Source organism: Prevotella sp. Sow4_E9_plate (assembly GCF_052116205.1).
In the GTDB taxonomy this organism is placed as follows: domain Bacteria; phylum Bacteroidota; class Bacteroidia; order Bacteroidales; family Bacteroidaceae; genus Prevotella.
In genome coordinates this window covers 229,608-252,209 of record NZ_JBQKLN010000001.1, presented here as the reverse complement: position 1 = coordinate 252,209, position 22,602 = coordinate 229,608, and the positions used below count along the sequence as shown (strand labels likewise).

Below are 22,602 nucleotides of genomic sequence, written 5' to 3'. Positions count from 1 at the left end.
TAATGATATCTTTTTATGTTTGTAACTAATTGGATTTCAACTACAAAGATACAAAAAATATCGGAGATTACCAACTTTTTTAGGCACTATTTCTTATCCCGAACTGAGGTATTATATGTGCCGATTCCTCTATATCAATATCAAAAAACACCTATTTCAATACGAATACCTTCGTTTCATGATTACTGCAAGAAATCATCGTTGCTTACCTTAACACCAAGTGGTCCATAGTCGCCAAGAGCTTTGTGAGCAAGCTGCTTGTCGGGATCGGTCACATGGTCGATAGGCTCGCCAGTATCATCCTTGTAAGCTGTAGGTGTCATGGTTGCGATGGAGTGTTTCCATTCCCTGTCTGGAAGAATGTTCCTATACATGACAGCCACAATCTCTCCGATAGGATTGCCGTCTATGTTCTTTTTCTCACTGTCCCAAATGAAGAGATTGACATACTCTCCGTTGGCATTCATTTCGTTCACCTTGCTCTGTATGGCTGATAGCTTAGGATTCTTTTTCAGGCAAACCACAAATGTTGCTTTCTTGCCATCGGCATAGCGAGCCTTCGCATCATATACAGACATATATGAGCGTGTGTCGCTTGCTGAGCCAATGCAGATAGACCAGTAACGTGTCACAGCTTTTCTGTATTCCTCAGGCTTTGTTGGCACCGTGGCCGGTATGAAGGAGAATGTGAGCACAGAGTCCTCGCGCAAATGCGTTCTTCCATAAAGGTATGACGTGGAGTTGTTTGGATAGTACCTGCCAACTGGAGCAAGGAAGAATGGCATCTCCCTGTTTTCGTCGGATTTCTGTGTAAACACCTTCGATGTTACCTTATAGACATTTGATGCAACGTGTTCTGGCACGAAGGTCTCATGCAAGTTCATGTCGAGTGCGGTAATGGCTGGAAGTTCTACTCCTGCGTATTCGTCTTTTTGGCTTCCATCAGCAGTAGTTCCCAGGTAATGTCTGAGAGCAATGGCTACTTTGTTCACACCTTCTGCAACTTTCACCACATTCTCTGAACCAAGTTTGTCTATTACGCTTTGTGGCGTTCCGTTTGGCACCACATAGAGGGTGAAATAGTTCTTTCCCGTAGTGGTTGCGACGAAAGGATTCGTGCTTCCGTTATCTGCCGAGATGTCCTGGTCATCGATGCCTGCGAAAACGTCTCCTGTCATATCATTGTATAGTGATATGCTGAAATATCTGCAATGAGGGTATTCTCCTTTCAGACATAAAATCTTGTCACTATTTTGGCCTGCCTGATAGGTGTATTCCCAATAATTGGAATATAAGTCCGGGTATGCTCCGAGAACCTCACCATCGCCTTTCAGGGTTGGGCCCCATTGCTCCTTAGGCGACAAGGTAGGGATTTTTATATCGTTGTTGCTGTCATCATCGGAACATGCGATGAAAGTCATTGCCATGATACAACTTAGCAATGAGGTCATGATAATTTGCTTGATTTTCATACTTCCTGTTTTTTAAAATTCATACACTTTTTGTCCTCACTCTGTTTTACTTGATTTCCACTCTGAACGGTCCAGATACCGAGTTGTAGAGTAAGTCACCATTGTCAAAGAACTGTATGATGGCATATGCTCCATTGGCCCGATTGTCTTTGCCTAGGATTGTGCGGTGGCGTGTGGTGCCGGTGCGCCAGTCGAGTCCGGTTACTTCCCATCCTATGGCATCGTTCCATCCACTTACGAATACCATTTCAGACGATGTGCTTACAGCAGGAATCATACTTGGTGAACTGACGTCAGCACGTGTCCACTTAGTCTCCCACTTGTTCTCCTTTGTGTTCCAGCTCACGCATTCAACACCTCTAGGAGTCTCTATGGTAGGACCGATTGCTAGTACGCCTATAATCTTGTCGTTTATCTTTTCCGTTGTCTGGCTGATGTTGTTCACCACGAAAGCGTCGTATCCTGCGGTTACTACGGATTGCTCCGACTGTACCCATTCGGTAGAGGTTGGTAATCCGCACGTTATGTCGAACGTTCCTGCCAAACGCTTGTTGCCAGAATCTACAGGCTTGGCATCGGCAGGTATGGCGTCACGCCAGAAAGCTACGAGTTTCATTTTCTTTGCTCCGTCTGTTATCACCACGAGTTTGTCCTCGTCGTTGCCAAATCCCATTAGTGTAGGGGTTGATCCTGTACCATATCCGAGCTTGATACATGGTGCCATTGGACCTCCGTCATACTCGGCTTTCCATGCTCCATCGCTTTCGCTGTCAGAGAACTTTCCATTCTTGCATATCAGCTTTTGCATGAGTCCCTTGCCGTTGGCCTCCTTGGCGTTGCTTGCCACATATACCCCGCCGTTCTCATCCACTGCTATTGAGTTCGTCAATATCTGGGTGCTTGCCAGTGGGTAGGTATCTTCTACCGTGGTCAACTCACGGTTGAGTACAACAAGAGCATTCTGTGCCGCCACGAGCAAATGTCCATCGTATGTCATGGTAGCTCCCACCAGAGTGTAAGAGTTGTTGATATACGGTGTGAGCTTAATCTGACTGTCTAGCTCTATGCCTTCCTTTGGATTATTTGGGTTCTTCAGCCTGTACCTTGCCATGATGTGTCCAGCATTGGTATATACATAGTTGTCCTTGTCGCACAACACATAGTTTCCATTGGCTATAGACATCTGTGGGGCAGCACCTAGCACTCCGGTTACGGCTGTTGCAAGTTCTGAGTAAGACGAGTAGCTGGATGTCAAGATATTGAGCTGTTCTTGATTCTTCATTGTTATTCCAGGCAAACCAGCTTCTGCGAGTCTTTCAAAGTTGCCGTTGGATACGTCTATGATAGATACTCTGTCGCTGCTCATTCCCCACATGTATTTTGGGGAAGTGGATGCGAGCGTCATGAGGTTCACAGGACCGCAGCTTGTTGCCTTGCATTTCGTCAGGTCGGCATAGAACGTGCCGTCCTTCACTTTTGCAGTGAAAGCATCGGTCTGAGCCGAATTGAAATGGGTGATGCTGTATTCCTCTTGTGCCAGCCAAGGGTTTGCCTTTGGCTTGGATAGTTCTGCCAGAGGAATGTTGGGATTTCCGTTTCCCCCATTGTTGTCATCATCAGTACAAGCAGTTAACATCGCCGCTCCTATTGCGAGGATGAATAATAATAGATACGTTTTTTTCATAATTATTTATTGTTTTAAAATGAATACTCGTTTTGTAACAACAATTCCGAACCTACCAAAAGAAGGAAGAACAACAGTATATAAATATAAAACTGTTCTTGCTTGACGAAATCTGCGAAACTGAATTTCTTATTCCAATGATTTCCCAGATAGAGACGGTAGTCGCGTATCATCACAAGGATGAACACTATGATAATCACAGCCACGATCACTACAACAATCATGATGAGATTTCCATCTGAAATTGAAATGGTTGGTTCTGTTCCTGTCATTTTCATTATCTGTTATGTTATTGATTCGAGTACAAAAATAGCTTTTTTATTTTGAAAGTGATAGTAGCTTTTCCATAGTAGTTGTAGCTTTTCCACAAAAAAAGTAGTAGCTTTCCTAGGAAAACTACTACTTTTTAAACAGTATTTAATGTATAATTACAAAAATACACACTTAGATGGAGACAAACTGTTTGCGCCATTGGCTAGGTGACATGCCCGTTTTCTGTTTGAATATACGATAAATCCATGTGTGGGATGAGAAACCGCACTCTGTGGAAATAGCGTCAATGCTATATTCGGGGTTGGCTTTCATCATGCGAACTGCCTCATTAAAGCGAATGTCGCTAAGCCAGGTTCTAAAATTGGTATATTCTGACTGGTTGAAGTATTCTGTCAGTTCGATTTTCTTGTATCCCAACTTGGTAGCTAACGAATAGATGCTAACTTCATAGTCCTTATAAAATCCCTCTTCACACCATTTCTTGAGGGCTAATTCTATTTCTATCTTTCTATTTGCTGTCAAGATATTTGTACCATAAGTATTCTTGCCGTCTTTTATATCTTCAGCTTCCGTGACTTTTGCCTCTGCGTCATTTTCCTCATGAATGACTTCTTTGGGTGTGATGTAATAGCCCATAGCAATGAAAGTGTGGACGAAAAAGATGACAGAGAGTAACATCAAGGGACCTATTATATATAATAAGGTATTGAAGAGGATTGCTACAGGCAGAAGTCCAGCAGTAAGGTATAGCAAAATGATGCTGGCTTGCGAATAGCGCACGTATGAAATCAAGTCACTTCCGAAATTTTCCATGAGCTTCTGCCTTCGGGTATTTGTTTCTTTGCGAATGATAAAGATAAAATATGCCATGCTAGCCACAAAAAGACCGAGCATCACATAGAGCATATTGCCAATGTGTAAACTATGACTTTTGAATATGCCAATGATGAAAACTAGGGCGATGAGTATGTATGCCATTATACTACGTAAACAATAACGGCGCACTTTGCTGCCTGTGCTCTCTATGTTGATGATGGAGAGAGTGATGGCAAATGCCACTGGGGTATAGAACAGTATGTTGAATGCTGCGCCCACATCGGTACCTTGTGCACGGAATCCATGAACCATCTGTAAGAGGTAGTGGACGGAGAAGAATAGCATGGATGCAACGAGAAGCCATCTTGATATTTCGTAGCGCCACACCTTCCATCTCACCTGCAAACTTGCCATGGCTAATTGCAATGCCAGCATGGCTGTAATGACGCAACATACAAGTTGCAATATGAATAACGATGTCATAATATTGTTATAACCTTAATTCCGCAACACTATTATAAATCAAACCTTTTAAGCCCCAGAACAACAAAAAGTTGCTCAGGATTTTGTCATGTGAGAATTTTCACTTATCTTAGTGTTGCGAAAAGAAAACAAGCAAAACTCTGACATAACATGGCAAAGATACAAATTAAATCTGAGAAACTCACTCCTTTTGGAGGATTTTTTCGGGTCATGGAGCAATTTGACTCCACATTGTCTTCTGTAATCGACCCAACCCTCGGTCTAAGGTGTAGATTGTTCGGTTGGATGCATCAGAGACGTAGTTTCCATGGAAAACGTGATTGAAACTATGAACAGCGTGGAAATCGTAGTAGTAGAAGAAGAACTGTTTTTTTATCTTTTTTAATTCTATTTTTCCTATGCATTCAGCTAAAATTCATACCTTTGCATTATCTTTTCAAAAAACAACAAAATGTAATCAATATGAAACAGAAATATGTTATAACGGGATGGCTTGTCGCATTCATTATCAGCTGTATGATGCTGGCGGGATGCACCGAAAAATCCAGCAAGCTAGAGAAGAAAAACGTGAAAGTTGAGACTATCTCCGTGGGGAATACAAACCTGGGGGGAACGAAAGACTATGTGGGAACCATCGAGGAAAAGATGGGATCTACACTCAGTTTCGAGATAGCCGGAAACATCACTTCCATACGGGTGGAAGAAGGAGATAGAGTGAGCAAGGGACAGCTGCTCGCCACCATCAACCCTACCACCGTGAAGGAGGCTCACCGGGCAACACTCACCACCCTGAAACAGGCGCAGGATGCCTACAGAAGATTCCTGCCCCTGCACCAGTCGGGAACCATCTCGGATATGAAATGGGTGGAGATAGAAAGCAAACTGGAACAGGCAAAGGCGGCTGAAAGCATCGCCCGCCAGCAACTCTCCCACTCTACCCTCACAGCTCCTTTTGCAGGCGTCATCGCTGCCAAGAACGTGGACTTGGGAACCAACGTGCTCCCCGGACAGCCTGTGCTGAAACTCGCCAATGTGGCACAAGTCAACGCCAAGGTATCCGTACCCGAAGCTGAAATATCTCATCTGCACGTGGGCGACAAGGTGAAACTGACGGTAGCCGCTCTTTCGGGTGCCATTTTCCGGGGAACGATTTCAGAAAAAGGCATCGATGCCAACCCCATCTCGCATACCTACGATGTCAAGGTGGGCATCACCAATCCGCAGGGCCGTCTGCTCCCAGGCATGGTATGCAACGCCCAGGTGCAGGGTAGCGCTGCTACCCCATCCCACATCACCGTTCCGCCACAAAGCATTGAACTGGATATAGATAACTCCCGATTCGTATGGACCGTGGTAAACGGAAAGGCACATCAGCAACCCGTAACTACCGGCGATTTCGAAGGCGACGGCATCGTCATCCTTTCGGGACTGAAGGCTGGCGACCAGGTTATCATCAATGGCCAGCAGAAAGTTTCTGAAGGAATGAATGTAGATACAGCAAAAAGCGATAACCGATAAAAAAAGTGGAGGGAAAAGATATGAATCAAGAGACAAGGCAAAAGACAAGCCAAGAGACAAGGCTAGAGACAAACAAACCGGAGGATTCCAAAAAGCCGGAGAGAGACACCGCCCTTCGCGACCACATCAAGGCACGCATCACCAGGAAGCCCAACCGCATCATCAAGCGCTCGTTCATCGAGTCGGCGATGTGCAACCACAACATCGTGATGCTTCTGATGGGCATGCTCGTATTTCTAGGCATACTCGGCATCTGTATCATGCCCAAGCAGGAGATGCCGCAATTCACCATCAGGCAGGGTGCCTGCGTAGCCGTATATCCGGGCGCTACATCCGGAGAGGTGGAAGAACGGGTGGATAAACCGCTGGAGAACTTCATCTTCGGATACAAGGAGGTGAACAAGAAAAAGACCTATACCCAGAGTAAGGACGGCATGCTGATCGTGTTCCTGGAACTCAACGACGACGTGGAGGACCGGGATGCCTTCTGGAGCAAGTTCAAGCATGGCCTGCAGGCCTTCAAGAGCTCCCTTCCTACGGGTGTCCTTGCCCTGCAGGCTGTGGATGACATCGCCGATACCTCTACCCTGCTCATCACGATGGAAAGCAAGCAGAAAACCTATAGGGAACTGAATACATACATAGACCAGCTGAAGGACAGACTGCGCCGCATTGATGCCATCTCGAACCTGCGAACCTACGGACTGGAAAACGAACAGATAAGCATCTGCCTGGACCAGAACAAACTGGCCAAATACGGCATCGGCCCCTATAAGATTCTGAACGACCTTGCCCTGCAGGGCTTCACCACCGTGAGCGGAAACCTGGAGATGGGCAACCTCAACCTGCCCATCCACATCACCGACTCCTACAACAACGAGCGGGATGTGGCAGAACAAATCGTATATTCCGACCCCAAGGGCAACATCGTGCGCCTGAAGGACATCGCACAGATTAAAAGAGAATATCCGAAACTGAATAAATACATCAAGAGCAACGGCAACAAATGCGTGCTCCTATCCATTGAAATGCGACCGGGAAACGACATCGTGAAGATGGGAAAAGACGTACACAAGATGATGGCTGATTTTGAGCAGTCCCTGCCAGGCGATGTACACATCAATACCATTACCGACCAGAGCAAGGTGGTAAGCGAATCGGTGCTAAACTTCCTGCGCGAGCTGCTCATATCGGTCATCTCCGTCATCATCGTGGTCATCCTGCTCATGCCGCGCCGCGTGGCAGAGGTATCAGCCCTCAGCATCCCTATCACCATCTTCTCGTCGGTGGGCATATTCTATCTTTTCGGCATGGAGCTGAACACCGTTACACTGGCTGCCCTCATCGTAACACTGGGTATGGTGGTGGATGATTCCGTGGTTATCATCGACAACTACATGGAGAAGCTGGGCCATGGCATGTCGCGCTGGCATGCAGCCATCGCCGCTCCTAGAGAATTCTTCATGTCGGTGCTTTCTGCCACGCTCTGCATCTCGCTCACCTTCTTCCCATTCCTCTTTACCATGCATGGCGACATGGGCGATTTCGTAAAATCATTCCCCTGGGCTATGTTCATCATCCTGAGCATCTCGCTCATGGTTTCGCTGCTGCTCACACCTTATTTACAGTATATGGTGATTCACCAGGGCATCAGCAGCCAGCACAAGCCCAACGCCCGCAAAAAGCCGCTCGACTATCTGCAGATGGGGTATACCTGGTTGCTGAAACGCTGTTTCGCCTTTCCACGCACCACCCTCGCTGTGGGCATCATGCTGGTGAGCACCGGAGCCATCATCTTCGTACATCTTCCGCAGAGAATGATGCCTATCGCCGAGAGAAACCAGTTTGCCGTAGAGTTCTATTTGCCAAGCGGAACCACCGCTGCAAGAACCGCACAGGTGGCAGATTCTATGGCCCGCATTCTGCAGCGCGACCCGCAGGTAACAGCCGTAACCACGTTTGTTGGTCAGGGTTCACCCCGTTTCCACACCACCTATGCGCCACAGATTGGCGGTGAGAACTTTGCACAGTTTATCGTGAATACGGTAGATAACGATGCCACAGAAGAGGTACTCGACCGATATGCCGACCGATACTCCAACTATTTTCCCGACTGCTACATCCGCTTCAAGCAGATGGATTACAACAACGCCACCTACCCTATCGAAGTAAGAGTGAGCGGCGACAGCATGGGCGACCTGAAGGCTGCCGCCAGGAAGATAGAAGCCTGCATGCACAAGATAGAAGGCATCAACCTGATTCGTACCAACTACGAAGAGCCCCTGCCTGGCATCAGGGTAACTCCAGATGCTACCGAGGCCAACCGGCTGGGTGTGAATAAGACCATACTCTCTGCCGACCTTGCCATTCATTATGGCGATGGCATCCCGATGGCCACCCTTTGGGAAGGCGACTATCCGGTGAAGATGGTTCTGAAATCGGAAAACGACAGCGACCTTGCCAATGAATACATCCCCGTGATGGGAGGAACATCGAGCGTTCCACTCCGCCAGCTGGCTAAGATTTCGCCCGACTGGCACGACGGCAGCATCATACGCAGAAACGGCGTGCGTACCATCTCTATCATAGGTGAACCTTTAAGGGGATTCAATGCCAACCAATTGGCCAACGAGCTGAAGCAGGAAGTATCCAAACTCCCGCTAGATTCCAGTCTTGATTGGGAGATTGGCGGTATGGCAGAAAAGGATGCCGAAACCCTTCCTCAGGTTACATCGGGCGTGATGATAGCAGCCTTAATCATCTTCTTCATCCTGCTCTTCCATTTCAAGCGCATCAGTCTGGCACTGGTGAATCTCTCGTCCATGTCGCTCTGCATCTTCGGTGCAGCGATAGGCCTTCTGGTTACGGGTTTCGACGTGAGTCTTACCTGCATATTGGGCATTGTGAGCCTGATGGGTATCCTGGTAAGAAACGGCATCATCATGCTCGACTATGCCGAGGAACTGCGCCGCGACAAGGGGTTATCAGTAAAGGAAGCCGCCTTCCAGGCTGGCGAGCGCCGCATGCGCCCTATCTTCCTTACATCGGCAGCCGCCTCGGTAGGCGTACTGCCTATGATGGTAGAGAACAATACGCTGTGGTCGCCAATGGGAGCCGTTATCTTCTTCGGTACGCTTATCTCGATGGTACTCATCGCCACCATCCTGCCTGTGCTCTATTGGCTCGTGTTCGACAAGCACGGCAAGTATAGTTTGAGGAAGCAGTAAACGCAGAAGCCTGCCGGCATCACTGCCGGCAGGCTTCACTTTTCATAAACCGAACCTAAAATCCTACTTATCTTTTGAGATAATAAAACTGCAATTTAAACCTAAATATAAACTTTTACCTTGATGAAAACTCTTTCTACTTCTTTATCTATCTATATATATATGTACTGCGAAAAAAGTCTCATAGTCTCATTTTTGCCCTCAAAATACCAGTTATCTTACTGATGATTAACAACTTAACATCAATGACACTTCTTGAAAAAATGCAGCAAGAAGTATCATCAATGTATCATGGAAGTATCATCATATTATGGTCGTACAACTAAAAGGTGTATAGTTGTACGACTATAAAGCTACGATTGTACAACTATAGGGTGTATAGTCGTACGACTAAACAGGTTATAACCGTACAACTAAAGGGGTTATAGTTGTACGATAACAAGGGGTTGCCACTAAGCTCGACAGAGGTGCTGACTGCAGTCAGCAGACTTGCTGACTAGGCTCAGCAGAGCTGCCGAGCCTAGCGGCAACAGTTGGGAAGATACTTGATTGCACCCGAGAAGATACTTACTTCAACCCAAAAGGATACTTACTTGAACCCCAAAAGCCGTTTACTTCAACTTCCTATCATCATTCCTTCTTCCACAAACGATAGATCGTAACAGAACCTTCTTTGGTAGCATACATTCTGGCTGCCGGTTCCTCACAGAGATCATTCAATACCTTATTGGCATGATAGCGGGTGACACCGAATTCACGAATCATATCCTTCACCGTGATATAACCCTGCTGCTGACAAATCTCTACAATATCAGCAAACTCCTTATCCGCCTCCTTTGGAGTAGATTTCACACTCCAATACTGTCGGCTGCAGCCATTAGAGTGGCGCTTCAGCCTTTCCAGAAACTCCTTCGTGGGCTGAATTTCCAAGCCGCAGATATCCACCTCATTGGCTGGAATCAGATCACCCTCATGATAGGTCCTTTTCCATTCGATTCCATTCTTGTCCTTATGCTTCACCATCCCCAGCTTAGGCTTGACGATAAACATATCGCCTACCCTCACCTCGTTGCCCTCAGCCAAGGCGTAAAGCGTTTCATCCTCCAGCGTTTCCAATGCGGAGATAAAGGACGAAACGTTCATCGCACAATGATCGCGAACACGCTTCTCCATCTTCTCCTGGTCAACGATATCCCGTTTTACGAACATCGGATGTATCTGATACTTACCGCTTTCGTCCTTCAAGGGCGTGCGATGCTCCAAATAATTGATTGAACCTGTTGCTCTAGCCATATTTTTAGTTTTTTGATTCTTTAAAAGATTATGCGCAAAAATACTGATTATTAGTGAGATATGCAATTATTTTATGTTAACTTTGCTAAAAGATAGAGTTATAAAAGGGAGTTTTATGACAAAAGATAGAGTTATAAATGGGCGTTTTATGATAAAAGATAGAGTTATCAGACTCTATACATTATGATTATCTGTGTAAAAAATCAGATCAGCAAGTATACCAGAAGTCTTAAGACGTTGATATACTTGCTGATTATATTATCCCAAGCAACGAGACAAGTAGCCAATGCAACAAGTTACAAAATCTATATTATCACTATTCATATCTTCTGTTTTTACAAGGCTGCAGCCACCCTTCTTACTTTTGCCAATCTCGTCATAAAAGTAGAATCACTTTTAGTAGATTGCAGATTATATCTCATCTGCATTTTCAACAAAGGCTCAGCATTCACTCCAAGTGCAGCCTCAAAGAGCAGGGCCGTTTTTTCCATTACTGGGCGACGAGCATTCAGAATTTCGTTCAGGGCAGAATAAGCAATCCCCATTTCCTCCGCCAACTGGCGCTGAGAGATTCCACGGTATTCTATCTCATCCTTCAGAACATCCCCTGGATGCGTAGGAAAAGCTGGAGTCATCTCGTTTGCTCGCATTTCCTTTGTTGTTTTATTATCGTTGCTCATAACTATATTATTTATAATGGTTGGATGTTGCAAAGATAATATTTAAATTCGATATTCACAAATTTTGTGAAGGAAACTTTTGCTTAACAACTATAATTATGATTATCTGTGTTAAAATTCATAAGATTTGATTACTTCCCGACTTGCAACTCAGCTCTTTTTCGTGAAATATGTCACAATATCTATCTTGCAAGTCTTTGTTTTCAAGACATTTAGGTTTGGTGACCTTCATCAGATGAACCCCACCAACTTTTCGATTCTACCAAGCATAAACTGGAAGAAACGGTGAAGGCTACTGATAAGTCTCCACCGTTTGTTACTTTATTTCTTTGCTCTAACGAATATATAAGATTACCTATTTTATATCACCCTAACTTCAGGCATCCTTATCTTAAACTCCGGATCAATATAATGACACTGTTCCTTTATAATACCACGACGATAGACTGCTGGTTGCAAACAATAAAGGTCAAATGCTTCTTTATCTACATCCTCCACTTTCTGCCATTGAGGGAAAAGTAGCTTCATATAAGCAGTAGCAATGCGCTTAATTGCCTTAGAATCACGAACATCAGACTTCGCCTCAAATTCCACTAATTCATCAAATAACAATCCGTACGAATTCTGAATACGCATGGTATGCATAATTTCAGAAAAATACTCCACGTTGATAGTCCATCCCTTGAATATCATACTGTCATTGACACGAGGAAGCTTCCAACCCTCTATGAAACTATGAAAGCGATCAAGCAAAGCAGATTCCTTAAAGTTATTTGGCAACGTATCAAAATAGTTGGGCGAAATAGGCAGATGATTAGCTGATAATGGTATATTACCCATTAACATCAATCCACATTCTGATGTAAACTCATTGTTGTCTATTGTTGTCTTTCCACTTTCCAAATATGATTTCAATGCTGCTTGAATCTCTGCAGGTTCCTGGAAGATAATGGTTTGAATTTCATCAAAAACGGTGAAGTCATGATTTTTAATAATGCCATTTTGCTGCTTTTGCTTATCATAAAACAACTTGGCACGAGTAACTTTACCACCACTCACAAGCCAACCATATTTCGACAAGTTACCAAATACATATGATTTTCCTGTTCCCTTGGGAGCCAGTTCTATTACATTCAGGCGAGGCTCAATAAAAATCAACAGACGAGATAGGAACTCCATTTTCTGAGTCATAGAGGTAAACCCATCTGGATCATATTCCATCGCCGACAATAAAACATCAATCCACTCATTTATGTCAAAATACTGACGAGCTTCACGCAGATACTCTATATCAACAGAACTATAAGGTTTGAATGGCTTAAAGTCAACCATACGAACATGATTTTTATCACCTTTACTATTATCGTCTGGCAACAAGCAGAGTTTTACAATACCCCATTTCTCGCCATCAACCAATTCACCCGGATGTTTAGCATACACATAATCAGGAATAATTCCCTCTTTTTGCTTAATACCATAATCAGGAATTGCAAACTGCTTTACTCCTTTTATCAAATCAATATAGATAGAAAAACGAGCCAGCAAAGTTACCTCCTTACCTGCTAGAATATCATCCTTAACAGTACCACCATTAGCAGGTATCACCTTATCTAAGAAAGCATTAAGACCTAATGTATCTATCTCACCAGTATTGATATTCAAATATCTTTTCAAAAGATAATCCTTTACAAATGAAGGTAAATTGCGACCTGCAAAGATACTATTAGTTGCCTTAGGATCCTTATATATCGACATCGCAGAGAAATACTGTCTTACTTTCTGCTGTAATTCTTCTTTCATACTTTTCTGTTTTAGAAATCAAACAAATCTTCTTCTTGAGCTGCTTTTTTCCAAAGAATAGAACATCTATCTATCACCTTATCTCCCACAAGCACACTCAATTCACTGTCATTTTCATTAGCTTCAAGTGGAGCTGTCATAAACTCATCCATACCCAACTTTGTCAATGGATATGATTTGTTGTTATAGACAACATAAGGAATATCAGAAGCTGACAATCCTTTTATTCTAAGTCTGACTTGAGGATTGACAGTTGTCAATTCTTGTGAAAGAACTACCACACTCCAATGGTTATTATTTGGATTATTCGAAATCACAAATATTGGTACCATTACTTCTTCTGGTGTACATCCTCCATGAATACCTTGGTCTCTTGGAACCTTATTGCATAAAGACTTATGATTCAATGCGCAAACAGTATTTCCATCTTCTAAGATTAAATAGTTTTTGTCATTGGTAGCCTTTCCTATTTTACATACTGCCAATCTACCATGATGATCAGAATCAAAACCAGCCAAGTTCAAGCCACCTTGCAACTGTGAGAGATAAGTCAATCCATGATCACTGACTATAGCAATTTTCTTACCTGCATACTTATTTATGATGCTCTCAACCGCATCTTCCACAATACTCATTTCTGATATGATGGTGTTAGGATAGCGATTACTAGACTGATGCGCCATAGAATCCAAATCACCCACTTTCATTGTTTGGATATCAACGTCAGATAAATGTTGTAATTCTACCTTGTTAATCTCTGTTGTAGTTGGCAACAAAGCTCTAGCTACCATTACTTCATTTAGATAGATATTATCTTGCTGATGCTTTGCTAAGATAGCTTGAATAAATGGAATCCATTCCACGCCCAAACCATCTATCCAATAATACACATCAATATCATTACGACCAGCCAACAAAAAACGAGTAGTCTTTAGCGATTGATACCAAGTATCGAAAGCCACACAATCTGCATTATGCTCCGAAATTGCAGTTTTGATTTCGTCAGTATAAATGTTACCCAGTTTTGCCTTCTTATACTCATCAATATACGAAGAAAGCCACATACAGTTAGGTGTCAGCATAGGTTGAACTTGCATATAGTCAAACAATTCAGGAAAGAAATCTTTGACTTCATTTACAGATATACATTTCTTACCTAACCAAACTATGGCCAGTTCTTTCTCCTTAATAGTTATACCAGAAAAATATTTAATGGCTTCATGAGCTCCACTCTGCTTGGCAATATTTTCTAATCGATTACCAATAATAACCTCTATACTTTCTGATAGTTGTACATGGTGCTTTGCCGCCTCATTCAAACAGAATCTACGTTCTTCCATCTCTGTCTTAACAGAAGTAATATACATAGCTATCTCTGTAAACAAATCAGCATTAGTATAATTCGTCAGCTTTGACAAGCAAGCAGTTAAGTACCCGTCAGTTTGATTCATCAATTTATAGCAAGAGCATAGCAACCACCTATCAAAATTACTGCTATGAGCAAACCATATCTTCAAAAAGGATTTATAAGACGTAATCTCATTTACATCAAAATAATGTTGGACGAAAGAACATAAATCGAAATTCTTTGTCAAATCAATCTGTTCTGCCAAAAGTTTCCAATTTTCCTCGTCACTCTTCTGATACAACATATCCCCAAATTCCAAATGCAGTCCCAGTTTCAAGAACTCAAACGCATTCTTTGGACATACATAGCTGAAAGCATTGTCTGGCTGAGCAAATTTGGCATTGGCAAAAATTGAATCAGACGTACTAATGATGGTCTTACGCTTATGTACTTCTGTATTCTTCCAAATACTCAGCCATTCACTTACAGAATGTACAACATTGGCTTGCTCTTCAACATGCTTTACTCCATAACAAGAATCATCATCAACAAGAACCATCGTATAGTTCTCCCCTATCGCATTCTCATCATGCAAATGCCAAACATTTATCTGAGTATCATTTTCAAAAGTACTCATTTTACCCTCCAAACCGATAATAGGGATGTAGATTCTCTGTTGATTCTCCACTCCTTCTACAGATGCTTCAATCGACTTCATGGTCTTGATTAAAGCATCAAAGGTATGGCTTGACTGATTATCATAAAATCTAGCTAATTCAGAAAAAGGAGTAATGACGCTATCACGACCACGAAGAGAAATAATATAGTCTGCAATATGTTCACTCAATTCTTGATAAGTTATCATCAAATCTGGATAATCATGGTCTATCCATTTATCCACACTCTGAACCGCAACGCCACATTCTTCAAGCATATACATCACAAACTCAAAGCTATCATGGAAGTTATCAAACAGCACAAAACGGATTGGGTAGCGGTTTGCCGTAGCCGCTCCCAGTCCATTAATATTCTTATCTTCCTCTATAAGAGCCTTCAGTTCTTCAAAGGAAGCAATTGTTTTAAATCTATCGTCATCCAACATGCTTTATTATGATATTAAGGGTTTGTTCATCAGCATTTTCACATAAGTCTTTCAATAACTCACGCATCATCTGACTGGAAGCCAAAGGCATCACTTTTTTAGCAACATCGATTCGCTTCATCTTCAATTCTTGAGTTTCTCCTTGTGGATCTGCTGCCTGTTTAGGATTCTCTTGTCCATATCCATCGGTATTCATCCAAGCAGGGGCTGCATCAGAAGTTTCACCTTGTTGTGCAGCTGCACGCTTGAACTTTTCTCGCTCTTCCAGGTAACGCTTTTCGTTTTCCTCACGAAGACGTTGTTGCTGCTGTGCCAAACGCCAATTCTTAAGAGTATCTTCCACTCCACGTTCTGTCCAAAGTCCAATAGTTCCTTCCAAATGTCCTTCTAGAAATTGCTTGGCCTCAGCAAACTCAGGCTCTGTCATATTGATATATTCCAGAGTCATGACATAATTTTTAAAACCACTTTCAAAGTTATTGGCAGATTCAAGCAAGAGGTTCCCCAAGTCTATATTGTTCTTCAATCCTTCTGCAACTTTACTCATAAGCTGAGGATTCTTAACACTTTCCGAATCGGTAATTACCTTGATGATTCCATCAATCAGTTCTCTATTCTCGTCAGAACACTCTGGCACATATTTCAAAGACCAAAGAGGATAACCAACACTAGCAGAATACTCATGAGTCATAGCCCAACGTGCATCTGTCAAACTGCTGACATCAGAATACCCAGGAAGTCTATCTAACTTAAATCTCTTTATTAGATTTTTTGTTATGCTACCAGCTTCCTTACTCTCAAACATAAAGTTGAGTTTGGTAGAAGTCTTACCACTTTCCCAAACCTTGAACATCTCTACAATATCATCAACTAAATGTTTAGCTGTTCTCGGCTTACCATTAGTATCAAATATTTTTCCTACATATTTACGCATGGCAAATGCAACCATCGCCATTGGACCATAAGACTGGAATAATCCATAAGGTGGTTTTGTCAAATCTAATAGTTTTTCACCCAAATTAAAGACTTGATTATTTGTCCTATATCTCTTCAATACAGAATCTATATAATTCGATACTTTTTTCAAAGGATGTTCCTCGCCTACATCTTGCTTCCATTCAAGGTTATCATCTAAGCTATCCTGGAAAAGATATTCAACATGCTTGGCTTGTGGCACCAACTTGTCATACACTTCTTGCTTCGTATTATAAGACAATACAGAATCCACAGTTGCCTTTACGGATGCTTTTTTCCAGTAAGTATTTGAACTACGCATTTGAATCAGCATCAAAGACTCCAAACCTGCCGTAAATATCTTTGGCGCAATATTCGTATTTAAAGCAGATGCAATTTTACTGCCTGAGATAACTCCCTGTTCTGAATGTAAATACCAAGTTATACTTCCACTCCGTATTTCACTCATCCAATTAGAAATCATCTCTTCCGAATTCTTGGAATATGTTTCCTTTTGATCTGCAAGTCCATGCTTTTGGGCACAAGTTGCATTAGCTTGATATTCGATGAAACGCTCATATTTCTTCTCGTCCATTGGTGTTTCCACGACAAAGAAACAAATTTTCTGAAAACGCTCATCTTTTACAGCTTTTTCTACTATAGCTTGGAGTTCTAGAAGTTCCTGCTTTGTTCGTCCTACAAATATTGCTAAAACCACAGAATAAGATAGAGCTGTTCGAGCAAAATTCTCTAACTTATTCAGCAGCACATATTCATTACTTGACAAAGAGAAAAACTTAAAACTCACCTGACGTGTAGCCTTCAAAAGCCATCTATCTATCATTGCATTAGCAACACCTCCATAGACAATAACCTCATCTGTATAGAGGTATGTTGTCTTTCGCAAATCGTCCTTTATGCCTTGAATTTCATTGGATGGAAGAGCAGTGTACAAGATAGAGTAATTGCCATCAGGTTGTCTTTGAATAATGCCCTTTTCATTAAAGTAAGATAATATGGCAGGAACATTATCATACAACATTGTACCCTCAAACAACTTGAGGATATTTTCTTCACTTGGAGTTACACTTGACTCATTGGCTATATTATTCAAAGCATTCAACAGCAAAACACCTTTGAATACAGCTAAATACTCATTACCCTGTGCTTCTACTGTAACATGATTCGAATTAAACCTTTCCGTAACGGCACCAAAACGCACAGAATCACTTTCAAAATACTCGTGAACGTAATCCCATAGATAATCCGAAGTTATAGTTTCCTTATTTGCATAGGCCTCTTCATCATCAAAGAATGCCTTTACTTCATTGCAAGCCAAGAACTCAAATACACTTCTACTTGAAGAACCTGCTTCACGAGCAAAATAGGTTGCCAAGTTTGCTGTCGCAGGGTGCAATGGGAACAAATTAGACAAATCAGCTTTTGTCTGCGATGGATCTGTTGACGAACTAGAAAACTCCGTTAACAATTCATCCAAGATAGAACAAAAGTACTGGCGATGCAGTTCGTATTTCTCCCTGTCTTCCACTTTAAATTTCTTGGACATAATTCTAAAAGCTGAAACTGTTTCCATATTGTATGTAACATAATGGTAACGTCCCATAGTTTGGGTTCTTTCAGCCTCCTTCAGTGAGTTCAGTGCAGAAGGATGAGACAAAAACAAGAAATACGAGTCATTTTCAGGGCTCATCATTGCTTCTGCTATATTCTGCAAGATTTTAAGCAACTGAACGCCTATATCAGAGCGCACAATATCAGTAAACTCATCCCATATAATTAACAATCCTTTATACGTTCCTTGCTTACGCAATTCCCCCTGCACTTCAAAAAGCCAGTTTTGCAAGTTTGCAGTTTGAAGAGGAATACTATAACCTCCATTCCGTAAAGCCATACGCATCCTATCCAGCACCTCAGTATCACAACTACGGAGTCTCGACTTTAACTTATCCGTACTTGGAGCTACGCTTCTCAATTCATCATTATTCTGAATCAGCATTTCCCAAAATGCTGGTTCATTTTCAATATGTTGAATATAATTATCAAAGTCTGTTTGCACGGTAATAGAGATACCTTCCTTTTTCAAGGCATTCTTTACCTCTTTTTGTAATTGCAGGGACAAGTCTGCCTCATGGGCAATATCTTGTTGTCCATATAAGTTAACAGGAAAAAGACGAGTATCATGGCGCAAGTTCATCAAGGAATTTCTTAACAAGTCGTATTTCGAGTCATGATATTCCTCATCTACGTATTCTGTTATCTTATCAATTGAATCACACAATAAATGCTTCAAGACAGCACCTGCATGACTTTTACCAGAGCCATAAGTACCTGCAATCCAAATAGGCTTATGATTATCAGCATCATTGTTACGAACAGCACTTATCGTCTTTCGTAACAAATCATTAAATTGGTCATTCGCTATAAAGGATTTCCAATCATCAGGTCCTTCATACTTAATATTGTAAGCTGGTTTCATTGAACGCAGCGTTACGATGTCATTATATTTAGTCGCCATAAGTTTTATTTTACATTAAATGTTTCAAAACATCAAAGCAATCAATATCATCACGCAGAGTGATGCTATCTAGTCCCATATTAAGTTCTGCTATCAAGAGACGATCTTTAGCCGAGTTTAAATTTCTCAGTTTTTTAAAGAACACCTCCTTACCAATACCAAACTCTTTAAAAGGTCCCTTACGACAAGTTTCATTATAGAAGTCTGACACACGTAACGTCTTCACTCCATTAGCTTTAGAATACTTGTATAGAGAATATGCAATTGCCACATCTGACACACTATCATGCGCCATTCTAAGATAATTATTCTTTCCTTGTACAACACCTTGTCCCATATCCTCACCTATTGGAGAATACTTGAAAACCTGCAACAATGCCCCCATAGAATATACTACAGAAGAACGAGAAAAACTTGCCCCAAATGCTTCCATTGCCAACTCATCCAATAAAGGCTTCGCAAATGTTTGATTTACCTTAATTCCATTTACGTACCAATCAATAAGTGCATTATTATGAACAAGATTAACCCAAATAATCTCCCATATTAAATTACTCTGGTCTATGTAATTTTCCGAACAAAAAGTTCCCAACCCTGTTAGCTTACATTTAGAGTCAATAAACTCTGCATCTTTAAGCCAAGCCTTAAAGCTGTCAACCTGTTTATTACCCAAAGAATTACATGTCCAAAAAGACTCTGGATCACTCAAAAATTCCTCCACCCATTCTTCATGGATTCCAAACGTTCCATATTTGGAAATGCTTCCAATCTTGCCTTTATCTTCCATATTAGTTATTAATGAATTTGCTACAATACAGCCATTATCATGAAACATCAAGCATTTATGACAATGTACACATTTATCTTTATTAATGTTCACCGAAGGATATACTGACAATGCACCTGTTGGGCACTCAACCTCACAACCTTCACAGTTAATACAATACGCACTCTTATAGACAACTCGTTTTAACAAGGGTATCAACTGAGGGTCCGTAACATTTGGTACCGTAAAAGTATAATTTTCCTTATCAGTATATTCTATATCAAACTTATAAACTTTATCTTTAATCTTTAATTCTCCATTTATTTTTTTGCCTTTTTCCTTTGTATTAAATACACCAAGAACAGGCAACCAGTCTATAATCTGCTTATGTCCCCCAATAACTTTTGCCGAAAATTTTGGAGTAAGCGACTTAAACATAACCTTTGTACGAGTTGTTTCCAAATTTCGACCACTCGCACGCAATTTCCATTTTCTTTCTTTGATATATTCGTCTAAGTTGGGAATCCGCCTTTGCTTAGCCATATCAATAATTCTATCCAAAAATGGAGACAATTTGGAATGATATGTTCTATTTACAATCATATCATCCCAAGGAGAAGAGAATGGACAAATTACGCATCCAACTCTTGGTTTACCTAATCGATAGGCCTCATTAATATAATGCCCATACTTGAAAAGGTATAAAAATATCTCTGTCGTATTCCAACGTAGAATAGGACGAGCATTTATTACAGTGGAATGTTTTACTCCCCTACCAATTCTATCATAGTTAGAACGCATCTGACTTTCTTCTGCACGAACACCTTCAAAGGCCAACACCTTTAATTGCTTATTATCTTGTCCTTTCATGGTTCTATACAAAGGAGCAGTCTTCATGATAGCGCAGCACCAACGATGCTTATCACTAGGCGTACCTATCTTATCCCAATAGTTCAAAACACTATCGTGATTACGAGCCAATGAAAATTTTAAATCAGGAAACTTCTCCTTATATTGCTTTTGAATCTTATCGTATAGCTCCAAGGAAGGTGGCAACTCATAGCCTGTATCACTATAAATCACCTCAAAATCGGTACTTGGAATTGCACGGGTACACAAGTCAAGTACAACTTGCGAATCCTTGCCTCCAGAAAAAGAAGCAATAAACTTGTCTATTTTTGTAGTTTGATAAACTCGTTTTCCTGCATTGTTAGCTTCCTCCAATGGCATAATATCAAATGAGTCACAATCCTCTTTAACAATCGCCATTTTTTTCTTAGTCTTTTTCTCCGCTTTTTGGGCTAAAGCCTCAAAGTCTAATGTGTTAGCAGATGCAGCCTGTACGGTTTTACGAGCACGGGCATACTGTTCGTATGTCTCGTGAATAAACTCAATCGCCTCACTTTCCAAAAGGAACATCTTATCCTTGTTGCGTTCCAACATGATATCAACATCGATAGGTTCCAGCACCAACTGCTCACCAGCTGGTTGCAAAATGATAGTAGCCGCATCATAGATGTTAGCTCCCTTGGCTTCGAAAACCAACTCGCCCTTATAATAATACTGCTTATTGATAGCCCAAAGGAGAGGCTCTTCGCAATGAGGATACTTCCAACCAAGTTTGTCTAATCCTAAGAGATCAAGTTCTTCATAGAACACGGGTCTTGGAGATGTACCCAATACACCTTCTACAATACGTGAGTGCAACCTCACTCCATTCACATCCTTGTCCCATGTTACCTTATACACTTAAGTTTTCCCTTTCTTTTGTTTTTAATCCGTAGAATCCCCAAGTGCGGAAAATGCCTGTTTAAGTTTAATTAGTTCACCTTAAGAAAAAAAGCGTGGGATTCGCCTGTTGCCCATCCCACGTGCCGAGGCCTTCGCATTGCCCATACAGTAAGAACGGACAACCGCAGAAAGCCCACGCATGACATATATCATCCCATGCGTGGGCAGCCGCAAACAATACATGTATACGACAACACACGGCAGGGTATAATATACCTACCGTGAACATCTACCGTTGCCTTGTTCTTTGACTGTATTTGTAAGTTGCGAAGTTACGGCACGTCAAAGACAAGCGTCAGATAAACGCTCTATTTCATAAAAGTAGCACCCACCCACTCAGCCCTTCGGGCTTTCTGCAAGAGAATGCAACAGCAAAGGTAATGATTATTTTTGAAACTAAAGCATCTTTATTCAACAAAATACAGATAAATTTGTTTTTAGATGCTCAACAACATAAAAAAGCCTCATTTCCGAAGCGAAAATGAAGCATAACACACAACCTGAAGCTTATATAAAACCAAAAGCAGCTACAACAAGACATTAAATCTCACAGGCACCTCGCCTGTACGTAGTTTGTAGTCTTCATAAAGCATCTTCTGCATCTTATCAACCATGGCTTTCTTTGTGGCCTTGGAAGATTTCCAACGTCTAAGTGCCTCTTCTCTTGTTAATTTATTCATATCCAATCCTCCATTATTAAATTATGAGCATCCAAACGACTGCAAAGATATGGATTATTTTTGAAACTAAAGCAACCCTATAATAAGTTTTTTCTGCGAAAAAAGTCTCATAGTCTCATTTTTGCTCTCAAAACGTCAGTTATCTTTCTGATTATTAACAACTAAACATCAATGACACT

13 protein-coding genes and 1 pseudogene are annotated in these 22,602 nt (G+C 41.7%); 3 read left to right on the top strand and 11 right to left on the bottom strand.

The annotated features are described in order from the left end of the window. Positions 1–182 precede the first annotated feature (182 nt). From ACTQ53_RS00930 to ACTQ53_RS00915, 4 genes are all read right to left on the bottom strand, one after another. Complete coding sequence (locus ACTQ53_RS00930; protein ID WP_288773315.1) at positions 183–1,472, bottom strand: hypothetical protein; 1,290 nt, start codon at positions 1,470–1,472, stop codon at positions 183–185. Between the two features lie 46 nt (positions 1,473–1,518). Further along, entirely contained in the window at positions 1,519–3,156 is a 1,638-nt protein-coding gene (locus ACTQ53_RS00925) for a hypothetical protein (protein ID WP_441931683.1), read from the bottom strand. A 14-nt stretch (positions 3,157–3,170) separates the two neighbouring features. Continuing rightward, positions 3,171–3,428 carry a hypothetical protein gene (locus ACTQ53_RS00920; RefSeq protein WP_294969847.1) on the bottom strand — a complete coding sequence of 86 codons (258 nt, stop codon included), beginning with the start codon at positions 3,426–3,428 and terminating at the stop codon, positions 3,171–3,173. 172 nt (positions 3,429–3,600) lie between these two features. After that, positions 3,601–4,728: a helix-turn-helix domain-containing protein gene (locus ACTQ53_RS00915; RefSeq protein WP_294969850.1), complete on the bottom strand. Its 1,128-nt coding sequence runs from the start codon at positions 4,726–4,728 to the stop codon at positions 3,601–3,603. 150 nt (positions 4,729–4,878) lie between these two features. Between ACTQ53_RS00915 and ACTQ53_RS00910 the strand changes: the two are divergent. The 3 genes and pseudogenes from ACTQ53_RS00910 to ACTQ53_RS00900 all read left to right on the top strand — a co-directional run. Further along, positions 4,879–5,019, top strand: a pseudogene (locus ACTQ53_RS00910) (IS1380 family transposase); the annotation flags it as partial. A gap of 171 nt (positions 5,020–5,190) precedes the next feature. Then, a complete protein-coding gene (locus tag ACTQ53_RS00905) occupies positions 5,191–6,246 on the top strand; it encodes an efflux RND transporter periplasmic adaptor subunit (RefSeq protein ID WP_441931679.1) in 1,056 nt (351 codons plus the stop codon). Between the two features lie 20 nt (positions 6,247–6,266). After that, positions 6,267–9,473, top strand: a complete 3,207-nt coding sequence (locus ACTQ53_RS00900; RefSeq protein WP_441931677.1) for an efflux RND transporter permease subunit — start codon at positions 6,267–6,269, stop codon at positions 9,471–9,473. Positions 9,474–10,103: 630 nt separating this feature from the next. Here the strand turns inward: ACTQ53_RS00900 and ACTQ53_RS00895 are convergent. From ACTQ53_RS00895 to ACTQ53_RS00865, 7 genes are all read right to left on the bottom strand, one after another. Continuing rightward, entirely contained in the window at positions 10,104–10,766 is a 663-nt protein-coding gene (locus ACTQ53_RS00895) for an HU family DNA-binding protein (protein ID WP_441931675.1), read from the bottom strand. Positions 10,767–11,101: 335 nt separating this feature from the next. Beyond that, a complete protein-coding gene (locus tag ACTQ53_RS00890; protein WP_441931673.1) occupies positions 11,102–11,446 on the bottom strand; it encodes a HigA family addiction module antitoxin in 345 nt (114 codons plus the stop codon). A gap of 360 nt (positions 11,447–11,806) precedes the next feature. Then, positions 11,807–13,246, bottom strand: a complete 1,440-nt coding sequence (gene brxL / locus ACTQ53_RS00885; protein ID WP_427879503.1) for a BREX system Lon protease-like protein BrxL — start codon at positions 13,244–13,246, stop codon at positions 11,807–11,809. 11 nt (positions 13,247–13,257) lie between these two features. Next, entirely contained in the window at positions 13,258–15,696 is a 2,439-nt protein-coding gene (gene pglZ, locus ACTQ53_RS00880; protein WP_441931671.1) for a BREX-4 system phosphatase PglZ, read from the bottom strand. After that, positions 15,686–19,186, bottom strand: a complete 3,501-nt coding sequence (locus ACTQ53_RS00875) for a hypothetical protein (RefSeq protein WP_441931670.1) — start codon at positions 19,184–19,186, stop codon at positions 15,686–15,688. The genes pglZ and ACTQ53_RS00875 overlap by 11 nt, the downstream gene beginning before the upstream one ends. Before the next feature lie 10 nt (positions 19,187–19,196). Then, a complete protein-coding gene (locus ACTQ53_RS00870; RefSeq protein WP_441931669.1) occupies positions 19,197–21,701 on the bottom strand; it encodes a phosphoadenosine phosphosulfate reductase domain-containing protein in 2,505 nt (834 codons plus the stop codon). Between the two features lie 569 nt (positions 21,702–22,270). Beyond that, on the bottom strand, positions 22,271–22,423 hold the full coding sequence (locus ACTQ53_RS00865) for a protein tyrosine phosphatase (protein WP_119229223.1): 153 nt from the start codon (positions 22,421–22,423) through the stop codon (positions 22,271–22,273). Positions 22,424–22,602 lie beyond the last annotated feature (179 nt).